Raw genomic sequence first — 16,452 nt, 5'->3', positions numbered from 1 at the left:
AATAAATTATATAAAAATAGACTATATGATAAATCATATAGTCTATTTCCTTAATTATTATATTAAAAACTTAAGTAAAAATACTAATCCTAAAATAACAGTAGTTAAACTTATCTCTTTTCTTTTTCCAGAGAATAATTTTAATATTATGTATGATATAACTCCAAATACTATACCATCTGATATTGAGTAAGCAAATGGCATCATGATTATTGTTAAGAAAGCTGGTATAGCCTCTGTAAAATCATGTAAGTCTATTTCTTTTATTGGTTCTATCATAAATAATCCAACTAAAACTAAAGCTGATGCTGTAACCGCTGGAGTTATAACTGCAAATAATGGAGCAAAGAATAAAGCTAAGAAGAACATAAATGCAGTTGAAACTGCTGTTAATCCAGTTCTTCCTCCTTCTGCAACCCCTGAAGCACTCTCTACGAAAGTACTTACTGTACTTGTTCCTAAACAAGCTCCTAATGTTGTACCTACTGCATCAGAAAATAAAGCTTTCTTTATGTTAGGTACTTTTCCATCCTTATCTAACATTTTAGCCTTAGTTGCAACACCAACTAAAGTTCCTATTGTATCAAACATATCCATGAATAATAATGTAAATAATGCTATTACCATGTCTAAAGAGAATATGTTGTGGAAATCGAACTTGAAGAAAGTAGGCGCTATTGAAGGTGGCATACTAATAATCTTACTTGGTATAGGAGTTATTCCCATAGGTATTCCTATTATTGCTGTAATAATCATACCTATAAATAATGCTCCCTTAACATTTTTAGCTATTAAAACACTTGTTATTAAAAGACCTATTATTGCTAAAAGTCCTGATCCTGAAACTATATTTCCTAAAGAAACTATAGTTCCTCCATCTGTATGTACTACGATTCCTGCACCCTCTAATCCTATTAAGGCAATAAGTAATCCTATACCTACTGATATAGCATTTTTTATTCCCTTTGGTATTGAGTCTACTATTGCTTCACGTACGTTAAATATAGTTAAAAGTATAAATATTATTCCTTCTAATAAAACTGCAGTTAAAGCAAATTCAAATGAATATCCCATTTGAATAACTATTGTATAAGCAAAAAACGCATTTAGTCCCATTCCTGGAGCTTGTGCAAATGGTAACTTAGCGTAAAGTCCCATTATTAAAGTTGCTATTACTGCTGATAAAGCCGTTGCTGTAAATACAGCTCCTTGATCCATTCCTGCTGCTGATAATATTGATGGATTTACTATAAGTATATAAGCCATTGTCATAAAAGTAGTTAATCCAGCAATAAATTCTGTTTTTGCATCAGTGTTATTTTCTTTAAGCTTAAAGAACTTTTCCATAATCTCACTCTTTCCTTCATTTGTTTTTCTAAATCACCTTTAATATATTATCAGATTTTTTATATTTATCAATACTTTTACGAATATTTTTGTCGAAAAAGTGAAATTAATAAGTTTTTTTGTAATTATTTTTAAACAAATGCGTACATTGAAGACTTTTTATCTCTATATAATACGCATAAAAACATATTTTTATAATTTAAACCTATTCAACAAATATTTTTTTATTAAACATGCGAACTTTTTAAATATTACCTTCTACTTAGTTCAACTAGTGCACATCCTTCTATAGCACAGATACCATTCTCCTTACAAAAATTTAAAACTTCTTCGCTTTCAGCACCTGGTTGAATTAAAACCTTATTTATTCCTAAAGTTTTGGCCTCTTTAATAAATTCTATTCCCTTAATAGGGTTTATACATAAGTCTATAACCTCAATATTACAAGGAACTTCTTTTAATCTTTTAAATATGTTTTCTCCATCTTTTAAGCTAACTCCAAAAGCATTATATCCATTTTCTTTAAGCTTATTTAAAATTCTATATGCATACTTTTTTTCATTTCCTACATCACCAACAACACACCAATTTTTAAAATCCAAAAAGTCTTTAGCTAACATAATTCATTCCTCCATTTAAACTTTATTTAACTCTATTATGGCTAATTATCTTTAAAATATAAAGTATATAAAATAAATTAATCTTGTTTTTACAATTTTATCTTATCTTTAAATTAATTCTCTCTAAAAATATATTTCAAAATAAAAAACCTACCTCTGGATATAATAAAATACTATCCAGAGATAAGTTTTTAAATTTTACTATCTCTTATCCTTTTGATATGGCTCTCCAGCAGCCTTAGGCGCTTGAGATGTTTTAGAGAATACTATTAATGCGATTAAAGTAACCACATATGGGAATATCTTAAGTAATACTGGAGGTATAGTTGAAAGTGATGGTATTATTTGAGATACGTTTGCTATAGTTGTAGCAAATCCAAAGAAGAATGTTGCTCCTAATACTCCCCATGGCTTCCATTGACCAAAGATTAAAGCAGCTAAGGCTAGAAATCCAAGTCCTGCAACACTTCCTGTAAATTCTCCACCGTAAGTTACAAGTATTATAGCTCCACCAAGAGATGAAAATGCTCCTGATATCATAACACCTATATATCTCATTTTATAAACATTTATACCTGCAGCATCAGCAGCTTGAGGATGTTCTCCACAAGCTCTAAGTCTTAATCCAAAACTTGTCTTATATAATAAGAATGTACTTATAGCAAGTATTAAAATAACTAACCATGTAGTTGCATAAGTTTTTGAAAAGAATAAATCTCCTATTATTGGTATTGAAGATAATACTGGAACATCCTTCGGTATAAACCCTTGCATAATTCTTATATTACCACTACCTGTCATATTTCTAGCTAAGAATACAGTTAAAGCTCCAGCTATCATATTTATAGCTGTACCACTTATTACCTGATCTGCATTTAAATTTATACTTGCAAATGCATGTAATAAGGAAAATAATATTCCTACTAAAACTGCAACTCCTAAACCAATCCATAAAGGAAGTGAGCTACCTGGCATAGCCTCTTGAAGCTTTGATACTGTAAATGCCCCACTAAAAGATCCTACGATCATAAGACCATCAAGTCCTATATTTACTACACCGCTTCTTTCAGAAAATAAAGCACCTAATGCGGTTATTAAAAGAGGTATAGTAAAAGCTATTGCATAAGGAAATATTTGTTGAATTGTTTCCCACATTATTTGCTCACCACCCTTTCTTTAGTTGTTTCTTGATTAGTATTTTTATTTAATTTATCTTTCTTTCTTTTTTGGAATTTATTAAGCACTCTCTCCATTATTACACTTGTAGCAGAGAAGTATATTATTGTAGCCATTATAGTATCTGCTATTTCTGGAGGTATGCTTGTCATAGCATTCATAAATCCTTTTCCTGTATATAAAAGACCAAAGAATAAAGCTGAGAATAAAACTCCTATAGGAGTATTTGCACCAAGTAAAGCTACTGCGATACCATCAAATCCTTGTGTAGGCATAACACCTATTTGTATGCTTACAGCATTTCCTGTGTATTGAACAACACCTGCAAGCCCTGCTAAAGCACCAGCTATCATCATTGATAATAATATATTTCTATTTACTGAAATACCTGCATATTCTGCAGCATCTCTATTAAATCCAACAGCCTTTAATTCATATCCTAAAACTGTTTTATTTAATATAAACCAAACTGCAAATACAGAAATAAGTGCAATTAATATTCCTATATTTATAAATGATCCTTGGAAAAAGTCTGTAAGTGCTTGTATTCTTAAAGTAGCTGCCGCTGGAAGCTGTGCTGATTCAGTTTCTAAGAATTCTCCTTTAAAGTACATAGGAACCATGTAATACACTATCCAATATGCTATCCAGTTCATCATTATTGTTGAAACAACCTCATGAACATTAAACTTAGCCTTTAAAACACCAGGAATAAATGCCCATATAGCTCCTCCAAGAATACCAGCAAGAATCATTAATGGTATTAAGACTGGAGCTGGTAATTTCACTGTTAATCCTACTGCTGTAGCAAAAAATCCACCCATAAGCATTTGTCCTGGAGCACCAATATTAAATAGTCCAGTTTTAAATGCAAAGGCTAAGGAAAGTCCTGTTAATATTAAAGGAGTAGCCGTAGCTAAAGTATTTCCTATTCTTTCTATGTTCATAAGTCCACCTTTGAATAAGAAAGAATAACCATCTATTGGATTATGTCCCATAATAGCCATTAAAATAGCACCAGCAATAAGTCCTAATATAATAGCCATTAAAGATATAATAAACTGTTTAAACTTCATGCTTTTCTCCTCCTTTTATACCAGCCATCATAAGACCTACTTCATTTTCATTAGTTTCATCTGCATTTACAACACCTATAAGTTCTCCGTTATTTATTATTGCAATTCTATCTGAAACATTTAAGATTTCATCTAATTCAAGAGAAACTAAAAGCACTGCTTTTCCGCTATCTCTTTGCTCTACAAGTCTTTTATGAATATACTCTATAGATCCTACATCAAGTCCTCTAGTAGGTTGTGCTGCTATTAAAAGTTCTGGATTTAATTCTATTTCACGGCCTATAATTGCTTTTTGCTGATTTCCTCCTGAAAGAGATCTTGCTATAGATTCAGCCCCTTCTCCAGATCTTACATCAAATTCATCTATTATTTTTTCTGCATATTTTTTTATTTCTTTTTTGTTTAATAAACCTTTATTTGAAAATGGTTTTTTATCATATACTTCTAGAACCATATTCTCTTCAATTGTGTAATCTAAAACTAGTCCTCTCTTGTGTCTATCTTCTGGAATATGTGCAATACCTGAGTTTATTCTATTTCTTATAGATTCTCTAGTTATATCCTTGTTTTTGAAGTTTATAGTTCCACTTTCACTTTTTCTAAGTCCTGTAATAGCCTCAATAAGTTCACTTTGACCATTACCTTCTACCCCTGCTATACCTACTATTTCTCCTGCTCTAACATCAATAGAAAAGTCCTTTAATCCTAATACTTTCTTATTATTCTTAACTGAAAGATTTTTAATATCTAATACTACATCACCAGGCTTAGCAGGCTTTTTATTAACTTTAAAGGATACTTCTCTTCCTACCATCATTTTAGCCATTTCAGCTTCACTAGTAGTTTTTACATCTACAGTACCAATGTATCTACCTCTTCTTATAACTGTACATCTATCTGCAGCAGCTTTTATCTCCTTAAGTTTATGAGTTATAATTATTATTGATTTTCCCTCATTTATAAGATTTTTCATTATTTTTATAAGTTCATCAATTTCTTGAGGGGTTAAAACTGCAGTAGGTTCATCTAATATAAGAACGTCAGCATCTCTATAAAGCATTTTTAATATTTCAACCCTTTGTTGCATACCAACAGATATATTTTCAATCTTTGCATTAGGGTCAACATTTAATCCATATTGCTTTGATAATTCTTCAATTCTTTTAGCTGCCTTGTTTAAATCCATTCCTAATCCAAAAAGAATCTTAGGCTCGCATCCTAAAACTATATTTTGAGTTACTGTAAAATTTTCAACTAATTTAAAATGTTGGTGTACCATTCCTATTCCAAGATCATTTGCAACATTGGGATTAGTAATTTTTACTTCTTTACCTCTAACCTTTATAACCCCTTTATCTGGTTGGTTCATTCCAAAAAGAATTCCCATTAAAGTAGATTTACCAGCTCCATTTTCTCCAAGTAAAGCATGTATCTCTCCTTTTCTAAGTTGCAAAGTTATATTATCATTTGCTACTATACCAGGAAATTCTTTACGGATATTAAGCATTTCTACTACATATTCCATAAGTTATCCTCCTTAACACTCAAATTCTATATTACTTATAATTCTAATTTTTATATCATAAATTTATTTTATTATTGGATTAGATAATAAAAGGAGATGGAAGCTCCATCCCCTTAATAAAAACTTCCTTGAATTTTGAATTAATTTATTAAGTCTCCTTGCTCGTTAGAAACTTTTATTTCTCCATTTTTTAACTGTTCAAATACTTTATTTACTTCAGTCATAGTTTCTTCACTTAAGTTTGGATTCTTATCAGGTAAACCTACACCATCATTTTTTGCATCATATAATAAAGTTTGTCCACCTGGGAAAGTTCCATCTAATTCTTTCTTTATCATGTCATAAGAAGCGTGATCTATTCTCTTAACTGCTGAAGTAAGTATTACAGATTTATCTCCTTCATATATACCATCGTCGTATTGGTCAACGTCAACACCTATTATCCAAGCTTCTTTTCCTGAAGCAGCTCTATTTTTAGCTTCTTGTATAGCTCCTACACCAACACCACCAGCAGCACAGAATATAGCTTTTACTCCATTGTCATACATTTGAGCAGCTATTTGTCCACCTGCAGCTGAGTCATCAAATGATCCTTGATATATAACATTTTTTGCTTCAAGAGACATGTGAGTTCCTAATTTTTCATTAGCAAAGGCTACCCCTTGTTGGAATCCCCAGTTAAATTTTTGTACTGGTGGAATTTCCATACCACCTATAAATCCTAATTGACCTTCTTTAAGTTGTAATGCTGTAGCAACACCTGCCATAAAACCTGCTTGCTCTTCAGCAAAGAATATTGAAACCGTATTCGGACCTACTTCTGGCTTTGCATCCTTAGCACCTGAATGAGGAGCACCATCTAATAATACAAATTTAGCATCTTTATATTTTTCTTGTCCTTTATATATAGCTGTCTCAAATTTAAATCCTGGAGTTACTATAAATTTGAATCCTGCATCGTAAAGATTTCCTATTTCTTTTAAGTAATCAGCTTCTGTTGTTCCACTTGGTTTTAAATACTTAGCTTCTACTCCTAAGTCTTTTTCAGCTTTTTGTATTCCTTCCCAAGTTCCTTGGTTAAATGACTTATCATCTATTGTTCCGGCATCAGTAACCATTCCAACCTTCATTTTGTCTCCCTTAGAACCAGTATCACCTGATGATGCTTGTCCATCACTTGAACCTCCACACCCTGCAAGTAAAGTAGCTGTTGTAAGTACTGCTAACACAGCAGAAAGAAATTTCTTTTTCATTTTAATATTCCTCCTTAATACCTATTAAAATAATTCTTACTTTAAAGATTATGTAATAAACTAAAATTAAATTAATAATCAAATGTAATAAACTAATATTCATAAGATATTTTTAACTTAATATTCGAGTTTACAACATAATATTAAACCGTGAAAGCGCTATCTTTCCATGTGTTTTTTTTATTTTAATATTTTATTTTCAATTTTATAGTAATTAGTTATATAATTTATACTTTATACAAAATTACTCTTTACAAATTATTCTTTTTTATCCTGTATTATCCTTTAGATTCTCTCTCTCTTTTTCATTCATTTATTATTAATACTTTATATATAATTTATTTTAAATTTATTAATATTTTCAAAAAAAGTCAGGAAAGCGCTTTCACAAATTAAACATTATTTTTTTTATACTTTAATATATTAAGTAGTTAAGGTTTTCATTCTGTTGACCTAAATTTACTTTCCATTAGTACTTGGTCTAAATTAATATTCAAAGAATTTTTAATCTTAAATAAAAAAGATCATAGTAAAATTACTATGATCTAAATAAATTAAAATCTATTAATAAAACTCATTATATCTCCAGTTTTTTCATTGCCTACTCCTATAAATAAATTTAACAAATCTAAATGTTGATATCCTTCTAATTTTAAAAATTGTCCATCTCCTTTAAATTTATTTACCTTTTCTACAAATCTTTTAGAATTTTCATAACTTACTATAGAATCCCTAGCTCCATGAACGCACAGTACTGGAATTTTAGGCGAATCTTCCTTTAGTAAATTTATTGGATTAACATCAAAAATCTGTTCTTTTCCGTATAAATATTTTTTTATATACTTTTCATATTCTTTAGAATTACATTGGCTAAAATCTAAGGTTCCTCCTAGTGTTATAAAAGAAGATATTATGCTTGTATCTATATTGAATTTTTCTTTCATGTCTTCATTGTAAACTAAGTTTGCAGCTAAATCTGCCCCTGAAGAATATCCCATAACTACTATTCTATTAGGCTTATTATTTTCTACATAGTGTTTAAATGCTGAAAATATATTTTCCATTTGAACTGGATATTTATGTTCTGGCGCTAACTCATAGGATGGAATTACTACAGTAAATCCATATTTATAGAAAAACTTCCCTATAGCTGCACACCCTTTAGGGCTCCCATTCCATAAACCTCCACTATATATAAAGAATATGGTAGGCTTTCTTTTATCATAGCCTTTATATACTCTATAGTAATCTCTTTTATTATCACCATATCTAAACTCTTTATATTCTATATTTCTATCCTTTAAGAAATTGTAGTTAAAGAATTTAAAAAACAATTTTCTCTTTAATTTTTTCTCTTCTTTCTGACTATCATACATTTATAATCTCCTTAAACTTTAAAATTACATTTAAATTTCTCACATACAAATATACCTTATATTTATTAACAATTTCAACACTTTGTTTAAAATTTATTAATATTTATTTTATTTTCATCTTTTATTTTTCTATTACCCTAAAATAATCAACAAGATCGCTTTCGATTATAATAAAATAAAAGGGCTGTATAAAAATATAATAATAAAGCTTACAAACATTATGAAGAGAATATCTAGATGAGTTTTAGAATTTAAATTATTATGAAGAAGATATTACGTTAAAAAACTGAGACTGTTCGAAGCGTAGCAAGTTTCGAAGTTTTAGTAATATCTTCGGAGTAATAATTATAAATTCTTAACGAAATCTAGTAATTCTCGGAATATGTTTGTAAGCTTTATATTCACTATTAAATTATATTTTTATTTACTATTTTACAAAGGGATTATAAAATCTACTTCCATTATTAAATGTAAAGTATAATGATAAAGCAAATATTAATATAACTACAATAATAGCTAAGTAATCACCCTTAGAAAATTTTCTTTCATTGTACCAAGTTCTTTTTTTATTCTTTCCAAAGGCTCTAAGTTCCATTGCTGTACTTATATTTTCTATTCTATCTAAACTTGAAAAAATAAGTGGCATTAAAACTGAAGATATATTTTTTATTCTTTTTCCTAACTTTTCTTTTTTAGACATATCAATTCCTCTTGCTTGTTGAGCAAAGGATATATCATGATACTCCCTTTGAATATCTGGTATGTATCTTAAAGCTATTGATACAGAATATGATATTTTGTAACTAACACCTATTTTATTTAAAGATGCAGCAAATTCACTTGGATTGGTTGCAAGTATAAATAAAAGTGCCATAGGTATAACTGATAAATATTTTAATGTAACGTTAAACTCATAAAATAATTGTTCCCATGTTAGTGTGTATGGTCCAACTATATGAAATATATCATGTCTTGTTCCATATATATTAACTCCTTCATAAGGTGAAAATATAAAAATGGCTAAATCATTTAAAAGTAAAAAGAATAATATAAAATAAACTATAAAAGAAACTTCTTTAAACTCTATTTTTGAGACCTTAAATATAATTAAACTAAATATAAGCATGCCAATTAATACTCTTGTATCATATGTAAGCATGGCAGCTAATGTCCAAAATATAAAGCAAATAAGCTTAGTTGCTCCAGTAAGTTTATCAATAGGAGAATCCTTTTTTATATATGTAAGCATTGCATCCACTAATTTCTTGCCCCCCTGTCAAAATCAATAAATTTACAAACAAAATCCTTAGGGTCTTCCAACTTAAATTTCAAGGCTAAATCATATAATGATGTTTCTTTTAAACTTGCCTTTTCTATAACTTCTTTATCTGTAAGTATTTCTGCTGATGTTGTATCAGCTATTTTACGTCCATTTGAAATTACAATAGCCTTGTCTGTATATTCAAGCATTAAATGCATATCATGAGTTATTAAAATTATTGTAACTCCCTTTTTATTAAGTTTTAGAAGAAACTCCATTATTTCATTATAATGTTTATAGTCTTGTCCTGCTGTTGGTTCATCAAGTATTATAACCTTAGGATTTAAAACTAGTATTGAAGCTATAGTAACCCTCTTTTTCTGTCCAAAACTAAGTGCAGAAACTGGCCAATTTCTATATGGATATAAACCACAGGTTTTTAGGGTTTCAATTACTCTTTCCTTAACTTCTTTTTCATCAATCCCTCTAACTCTTAAGCCTAATGCAACCTCATCAAAAATCATTGTTTTAGATATCATTTGATTTGGATTTTGAAGAACAACTCCTATTTCTTCTCCTCTTTCCTTAATAGTCTTTCCATCTAAACTTTTTCCTTCAAATAATATATCTCCCTTTGATTCTTTGAAAAATCCACATATGATCTTAGATATAGTTGATTTACCTGCACCATTTTTCCCAACTACACTTACTATGTCTCCCCTATTAATTTTAAAATTAATATCACTTAATATATCTTTTTTCTTATCGTAAGAAAAAGATACATTTTTAAATTCTAATAGGGTGTCTTCTTCTCTTTCTTTCTTATTAAAATTTAAACTCTTATACCAAGTTTTTAATTTCTCGCCATCATCACTAAGCTTTAACTTGTCTATATTCTCAAGGTTCATTTCCTTATTTAATTCATATCCACTATATTTAAGAGCTGTTATGTATAAAGGTTCTCTTATTCCACACTCTTTTAATTTATTAGAAGCTAATATTTCATTTGGATTTGTATCAGCAATAATTTCTCCTTCATTCATAAGTATTATTCTGTCTACATCACAATTTAAAACTTCTTCTAATCTATGTTCTATTATTATTACTGTCTTTTTTTCTTCCTTTTGTATTTTATCTATAAGTTCTATAGAAGCTTTTCCTGCTGCTGGATCTAAGCTAGCTAAAGGTTCATCAAAAAGAAGTATATCAACATCATCAACAATAGTTCCAGCTAAAGTTACTCTCTGTTTTTGTCCTCCTGAAAGCCTATATGGAGCTAATTCTAATCTATTTTCTATATCAACTATTTTTGATACATAATTAACTTTTTTCTTCATATCTTCTTGAGATACACAGTTATTTTCTAGTTTAAAAGCTATATCTTCAGCTACTGTTAATCCTATAAATTGACTATCAGGATCCTGAAGTACAGTTCCTACCATTTTAGATATTTCGAAAACACTTAAATCTTTAGTTTCTTTTCCTTTTATTTTAAGGCTTCCTGAAATTTCAATATCAGTTGAAAATGGTATTAATCCATTTATACAGTTAGCTAATGTACTTTTTCCTGATCCTGAAGGACCAGCTATAAGAACTTTTTCTCCTTCATATATAGTTAAATTTATGTTATTTAAAGTTGGCTTTGATTGAACTGTATAATGAGCAGTAAAATCTTTAAACTCTATTATTGCTTTTCTTTCCATATCAATCTCCTTTACAAATAGTCATTTTAAGTTAAGGAATTGTATATATTATTTTTTAACTCTATATTTAAGTTTTATACATCTCCTAAATTAAACTTCAAAAAAAGGTTGTCTGAAAATATCTTTCCCACAACCTCATATACTTCTAATATTCTTTTCTTAAGCTACCTTTTTGTATTCTTGTCTTAGCATAATTAGCTATTAAAATAGTTCCTAAAACTCCAACAGTAACCATATTAGAAATTCCACCAATTACCCCTTGTAGATAAACCTTATTTGCAGGTTCAGAGTAAATTAATATATCTAAAGTTGGTGCTACTAAAAACCAAGCCACTCCATTGGCAATTATCTGTATTAAATTAAACGTAAATATTTGCTTTAACTTAAATACTCCTTGATTAATTTTTATAAATCTAGCTCCAAATCCAATTATTAATCCTACTATACCTGAAGCAAAAACCCAACTTATCCAAGGTGATCCAAAGAATACTATATCTTTTAAAGCATGTCCTATGAATCCTATTAAAAAACCAGCTAAAGGACCATATAACAATGCCATTAAAGCTAAAAACGCATATGCTGTTTCTATGTTTGTATTAGGAATTCCTGTAGGCAAAGAACCAAATCTACCTAATATCATAAAAACTGCTGAGCCAATTCCTATAGCTACAATTGTTTTAATTGATAGTTTGTTTTTTTTCATTGTTCATCTCCATTTTAGAAAAATCTATCTTTAGATAATAAAATACCTTTTAATATCTATAATTATAAACATAATTTCACACAGTTAACTATAAAGATTATTAAAGTAATTGTCAATAACCTTAAGCTAAGCCCTTAAATATTAACACTTTCTTAATTGCCTTATCATGTAATAATATGTTAAATTTTATTTGTATATTTTAAGATAGGGAGGATATTTATGAAAAGAATATCATTATTATTACTTAGTTTGACTTTAACAGCTAGCTTATTTGTAGGATGCGGTAATAATAACACTGAAAATAAGGATGCTAATACACAGACAAGCTCTGAATCCTCAAGCGAAACTCAATCTGAAGCAGTTTCAAAGGATATATCAATAGACGAATCTAAAAAACTTATAAATGACGGGGAAGTTACTCTAATCTTAGATGTTAGAAATGAAGATGAATTTGCTGAAGGACATTTAAAAAATGCAATTCAAATTCCAGTTAAGGAACTTAAGGAAAACCTAAGTGATATAGAAAAGTTTAAAGATGAATTAGTTTTAGTTTACTGTAGAAGCGGAAAAAGAAGTGCTGAGGCTGTAGATATTTTAAAGGAAAATGGTTTTAAAAATCTTGTTCACATGAAAGATGGAATATCTAAATGGGATGGAGAAGTTGAAAAATAATCTTTTAATGATAAAGAGAAATACTTTTTAAAGTATTTCTCTTTATCATTTTTTATTTCTTTTTTCTTTTATAACCTCACTAACATTTCTTTTTATTTCATAACTTTTACTATCTTTTTTTAAGGTTTTTAATTCATCATAATCAAGTCCCTGAAACATTCTATTCATTCTCCAGAAGAAATCAGTTCTTTTTTGTTCTAATAAGTAATTTATATTATTCATCTTCCTTAATTTTTCTAAATTGTCCTCTTTATAGGTCTTCAATTTATTTTCAGTATATATTTTTATTAATCCTAATATATACTCATGATAATCTCTATAAGCTAAGCTTTTCTCACATATATTTAAAATACTTAAAATTCTGCTCATCTCTTACTCCTTTTTAATAATCCTATATATTCTTTCTAACTTTAATATATTACTTATTTTTTTATTTGTTACCTTAATTTAAAAGCAAAAAAGACCACATAGATATATTCTATGTAGTCTTTTAAAAATTATTTATCTTTTTTTATTCATCATAAAGGATCATCATAGAATGAGATTTTATTTTAGGAATTTCATCCTCACTCACTCTTTCTATACCAAACTGATTTACAACCCCATTTTTAACTGCAATATTCCAAAAGCCATTACTTGATTTAGGCATAGAAGAAATTACATTATAATCATCAATGGTAGTTCCATTATATATTACCACTATATCTTTCCATAAATCTTCATTAGCATTATTTTTATAGTAAGCTATTATTACTCCGCTAGTATCATTATTGTCATAAAAATAAACTTCTAAATTTTCTATTATATCCTCTGGATTTTTCATTCTAAAAGCACTGTGATTTTTTCTTAAAATTATTAAGTCTTTATAATAATTAAAAACATCAATATACTTTTCTTTCTCTGCCCAATTTAAAGCATTTATACTATCTGGACTCTTATAGCTATTATGATCTCCATCTTTAGATCTTAAAATTTCAGCTCCAGATTGAATAAAGGGAATTCCTTGAGAAGTAAATAATATAGAAGCTCCTAGTAAATCTTCCTTAACATAAAAATTATCTAATATATTTTCTTCATTAAAATCTCTATAATGTCCCTTTTCCACACTATGATTCTGACTTTTTACTATTTGATCCCATAGGGTATAGTTATCATGTGCTTCTAAATAATTTATACTTTCCATAGGTTTATAGGTTATTGAATTTATGGACCCCTTAATTCCTTCTATAACTTGCCAAGCTTTATTTTTATTGTGCTGTTCTCCATTTATAAATCCATTAGATGGGTCATTATTTCCTCTTAGAGCATTTCTAAAATCATCATTAAATATGGAAAATCCAAGACCTTTTTGACTTCCCTTGTAAGTTCCATTACTTAAAGGAGAATCTCCACCTTTCCAAGGCTCCCCATAAATAAGTATTTTTTCATCAATCTCTTCACTTCTCTTCACTATTTCCTTCATTGTATCTAAGTCTATAAGTTCCATTAAGTCAAATCTTAATCCATCTATATGATAATTTTTAATCCAATGTAATATGGAATCTAAAATAAATTTCCTAACCATAGGCTTTTCAGAGGCCATTTCATTTCCACAGCCAGATCCATTTGTATATTTTCCTAATTTATCACTTCTAAAGTAATATGAAGGAACTATATTATCCATATTACTAGTTTCATACATATGATTATAAACCATGTCTAATACAACTCTTATTCCATTATCATGAAACTTTTTTATCATCTCTCTAAACTCTATTATTCTTCTTGAAGGTGTATATGGGTCTGTTGAATAACTTCCTTCTATGGCATTAAAGTTTTTAGGATCATATCCCCAATTTCTATTATTTTCATCCTTGGTTATTTCTTCATTAACAGAAGCAAAATCAAAGACTGGAAGCAAGTGAACATGGGTTATCCCTAATTCCTTTAAATGATCTAATCCTGTCTTAACCTTATTTCCATTTTCTTTATTAATATAGAAAGTTCCCTCTTCAACTGCCCCTAAAAATTTTCCTCTTAAGCTTTCAGAAACTCCTGAATTTTCATTTATGGTAAAATCTCTAATGTGCATCTCATAAATTATTGAATCTTCTTTATTTATTAACTTAGGTTTATTATATTTATTCCATCCTTCTGGTACACACTCTTTACTAAATAAATCTACTAAAGCTCCCTTTTCTCCATTTACTCCTACTGAAACAGCATAGGGATCTACAGCATAGGTTATCTTATTTACATGTTTACCTTCTTTGCTTAAATCATTAAAGTATAATCTATATAAATAATATTTACCCTCATTTTCTTTTCTTGGTACTTTAATTAAATGAGTTCCATTTTCTTTTTCCCTATTCATATCATATTTTCTTAAAGGATTTTCCCTTAGAGATTTATAATCTTCATATATTAATAATTCTACTTTTTTAGCAGTAGGTGCCCACAACCTTAAGCTTATATTTTCTTCACTAAATCTTACACCTAGGTCATTTCCTCCATAATAATAATCATTTAAATAATCTCTTACTATTACTTTGCAACTTGAAAACATACTAGAAGCTCTTACTTCTAATAAATCTGATGGATCTATATCACTTGGAAGATTAGTTATTAAAACTTCTTTTTCATTTTCTCTAACTAGGGTTGAAACTCCCTTAGCCTTTATTCCGTTTATATACAATCCATACTTAACTCCAATTAAAGGCTTATGGGAAAGATATGCCTTTATAGTATTTTTATGATCCATTAAGGCAACTTGTATTTTAGGAGTAATTTCTTCTATGGCAGTCTTTAAAGAAGTTAATATCTTATTATTTTCATATATGCAAAATAAATTCCTATCTTCCTTACCTAAATAAAAAGTATATGTCTGCTCATTCCAATCATTTACCCAGTTACATCCCCAAGTTCTCTTTCTTACTATAAATTTCTCTTCATCTACAAAAGTTCCTACACCTAAATCTGTTTTAATATTTAAATTAAATTCTTTACCTGAGCTATTCTCTCCAAAGCCCCAAATATTCCAGCTGAAATTTTCTCCATAATATAATCCATCATTCTTTAAAAATTGTACAAAAGTCCCTTTTTCCCCTTCTTCTCTAACCTCAATTTCCTTATAAGCTGTCATGTCATTTAAAGAATCATAGGCCTTTACTATAATTTTAGTGCCAGGGGCTACTTCCTCATTGATCTTTAAAAAACCATTTTCTAAAGTTACTCCCTTTAAAGAGTTCTCTATGGAAAGAACCGCCTCTTCAATGGTTATATTTCCATAAAATGAATTTTTAACAGCTATTAATTCAACTGGGTATCTAGTAGATACAAAATCTCTTGAACTTTTTATTTCTAAGGATTCTTCAAAGGGCTCCCAAAGGAAATAAAAATCATTTTTCTCTTCATTTAAGTTATCTACATATATTTCTTTTCCATCTAGAGTAATAATTATATATCCATACTTATACTCTCCCTTCTTTAGTCCACAAGGAAAGGGAATATCTTTAATCATTTTTACTCTACCATCATTAGTATCCAATCCCCAATTAAGCTTAAAATTTTCGCTTTTTTCCCAATTGTTAAAATCTCCAACTAAATAAGCCTCAATTGCCCCCTTACAGCATAAGGTTGCTCTTATGGTATTAGTTAAAGGACTAATCTCTATGTAGTATTCATTATCATCATAACAAACAAGTTTTCTTTTTACAGAATCAAACATATAAAATGCTCCTCTATTAATTATTTATGTAATA

The 16,452-nt window shown here is 28.7% G+C and carries 13 protein-coding genes; 1 reads left to right on the top strand and 12 read right to left on the bottom strand.

Annotation, left to right across the window (positions count from 1 at the left end):
- Positions 1-57: 57 nt before the first annotated feature.
- From I6G60_RS07475 to I6G60_RS07430, 10 genes are all read right to left on the bottom strand, one after another.
- A complete protein-coding gene (locus I6G60_RS07475; RefSeq protein ID WP_003478161.1) occupies positions 58-1,347 on the bottom strand; it encodes an NCS2 family permease in 1,290 nt (429 codons plus the stop codon).
- Between the two features lie 251 nt (positions 1,348-1,598).
- Entirely contained in the window at positions 1,599-1,967 is a 369-nt protein-coding gene (locus tag I6G60_RS07470) for a CoA-binding protein (RefSeq protein WP_003478162.1), read from the bottom strand.
- A 201-nt stretch (positions 1,968-2,168) separates the two neighbouring features.
- On the bottom strand, positions 2,169-3,122 hold the full coding sequence (locus I6G60_RS07465) for an ABC transporter permease (protein WP_003449510.1): 954 nt from the start codon (positions 3,120-3,122) through the stop codon (positions 2,169-2,171).
- Positions 3,122-4,219 carry an ABC transporter permease gene (locus tag I6G60_RS07460; RefSeq protein ID WP_003449685.1) on the bottom strand — a complete coding sequence of 366 codons (1,098 nt, stop codon included), beginning with the start codon at positions 4,217-4,219 and terminating at the stop codon, positions 3,122-3,124. Before I6G60_RS07460 ends, I6G60_RS07465 begins: the two co-directional genes overlap by 1 nt.
- Positions 4,209-5,744: an ABC transporter ATP-binding protein gene (locus I6G60_RS07455; RefSeq protein WP_003449708.1), complete on the bottom strand. Its 1,536-nt coding sequence runs from the start codon at positions 5,742-5,744 to the stop codon at positions 4,209-4,211. Before I6G60_RS07455 ends, I6G60_RS07460 begins: the two co-directional genes overlap by 11 nt.
- A 140-nt stretch (positions 5,745-5,884) precedes the next feature.
- Complete coding sequence (locus I6G60_RS07450) at positions 5,885-6,997, bottom strand: BMP family lipoprotein (RefSeq protein WP_003449596.1); 1,113 nt, start codon at positions 6,995-6,997, stop codon at positions 5,885-5,887.
- A gap of 554 nt (positions 6,998-7,551) precedes the next feature.
- Complete coding sequence (locus I6G60_RS07445) at positions 7,552-8,373, bottom strand: alpha/beta hydrolase (RefSeq protein WP_003468054.1); 822 nt, start codon at positions 8,371-8,373, stop codon at positions 7,552-7,554.
- A 427-nt stretch (positions 8,374-8,800) separates the two neighbouring features.
- Complete coding sequence (locus tag I6G60_RS07440; protein ID WP_003449576.1) at positions 8,801-9,631, bottom strand: energy-coupling factor transporter transmembrane component T family protein; 831 nt, start codon at positions 9,629-9,631, stop codon at positions 8,801-8,803.
- Positions 9,631-11,337, bottom strand: coding sequence for an ABC transporter ATP-binding protein (locus tag I6G60_RS07435; RefSeq protein WP_003456102.1), 1,707 nt, complete (start codon positions 11,335-11,337; stop codon positions 9,631-9,633). The genes I6G60_RS07440 and I6G60_RS07435 overlap by 1 nt, the downstream gene beginning before the upstream one ends.
- Before the next feature lie 145 nt (positions 11,338-11,482).
- Entirely contained in the window at positions 11,483-12,040 is a 558-nt protein-coding gene (locus tag I6G60_RS07430; RefSeq protein WP_003449529.1) for an ECF-type riboflavin transporter substrate-binding protein, read from the bottom strand.
- Positions 12,041-12,259: 219 nt separating this feature from the next.
- On the opposite strand from I6G60_RS07430, the gene I6G60_RS07425 reads away from it, so the two are divergent.
- Entirely contained in the window at positions 12,260-12,712 is a 453-nt protein-coding gene (locus tag I6G60_RS07425) for a rhodanese-like domain-containing protein (protein WP_003449631.1), read from the top strand.
- 45 nt (positions 12,713-12,757) lie between these two features.
- Here I6G60_RS07425 and I6G60_RS07420 read toward each other — a convergent pair whose 3' ends face one another.
- Together I6G60_RS07420 and pulA are read right to left on the bottom strand one after the other, a co-directional pair.
- Complete coding sequence (locus I6G60_RS07420; protein ID WP_003449532.1) at positions 12,758-13,081, bottom strand: hypothetical protein; 324 nt, start codon at positions 13,079-13,081, stop codon at positions 12,758-12,760.
- 142 nt (positions 13,082-13,223) lie between these two features.
- Positions 13,224-16,418, bottom strand: coding sequence for a type I pullulanase (gene pulA, locus I6G60_RS07415; RefSeq protein WP_197925686.1), 3,195 nt, complete (start codon positions 16,416-16,418; stop codon positions 13,224-13,226).
- Between the last annotated feature and the right edge of the window lie 34 nt (positions 16,419-16,452).

The organism is Clostridium perfringens, assembly GCF_016027375.1.
Lineage (GTDB): Bacteria > Bacillota > Clostridia > Clostridiales > Clostridiaceae > Sarcina > Sarcina perfringens.
Note: the sequence above shows the minus strand (reverse complement) of the source record. Positions and strands in the feature narration are given on the sequence as shown.

Excerpts from the sequence above, each read along its gene's own strand:
- I6G60_RS07435 (WP_003456102.1), bottom strand. The coding sequence starts at position 11,337 with ATGGAAAGAAAAGCAATAATAGAGTTTAAAGATTTTACTGCTCATTAT.
- I6G60_RS07420 (WP_003449532.1), bottom strand. The coding sequence starts at position 13,081 with ATGAGCAGAATTTTAAGTATTTTAAATATATGTGAGAAAAGCTTAGCT.
- I6G60_RS07445 (WP_003468054.1), bottom strand. The coding sequence starts at position 8,373 with ATGTATGATAGTCAGAAAGAAGAGAAAAAATTAAAGAGAAAATTGTTT.
- I6G60_RS07470 (WP_003478162.1), bottom strand. The coding sequence starts at position 1,967 with ATGTTAGCTAAAGACTTTTTGGATTTTAAAAATTGGTGTGTTGTTGGT.
- I6G60_RS07450 (WP_003449596.1), bottom strand. The coding sequence starts at position 6,997 with ATGAAAAAGAAATTTCTTTCTGCTGTGTTAGCAGTACTTACAACAGCT.
- I6G60_RS07430 (WP_003449529.1), bottom strand. The coding sequence starts at position 12,040 with ATGAAAAAAAACAAACTATCAATTAAAACAATTGTAGCTATAGGAATT.
- I6G60_RS07455 (WP_003449708.1), bottom strand. The coding sequence starts at position 5,744 with ATGGAATATGTAGTAGAAATGCTTAATATCCGTAAAGAATTTCCTGGT.
- I6G60_RS07475 (WP_003478161.1), bottom strand. The coding sequence starts at position 1,347 with ATGGAAAAGTTCTTTAAGCTTAAAGAAAATAACACTGATGCAAAAACA.
- pulA (WP_197925686.1), bottom strand. The coding sequence starts at position 16,418 with ATGTTTGATTCTGTAAAAAGAAAACTTGTTTGTTATGATGATAATGAA.
- I6G60_RS07465 (WP_003449510.1), bottom strand. The coding sequence starts at position 3,122 with ATGTGGGAAACAATTCAACAAATATTTCCTTATGCAATAGCTTTTACT.
- I6G60_RS07425 (WP_003449631.1), top strand. The coding sequence starts at position 12,260 with ATGAAAAGAATATCATTATTATTACTTAGTTTGACTTTAACAGCTAGC.
- I6G60_RS07460 (WP_003449685.1), bottom strand. The coding sequence starts at position 4,219 with ATGAAGTTTAAACAGTTTATTATATCTTTAATGGCTATTATATTAGGA.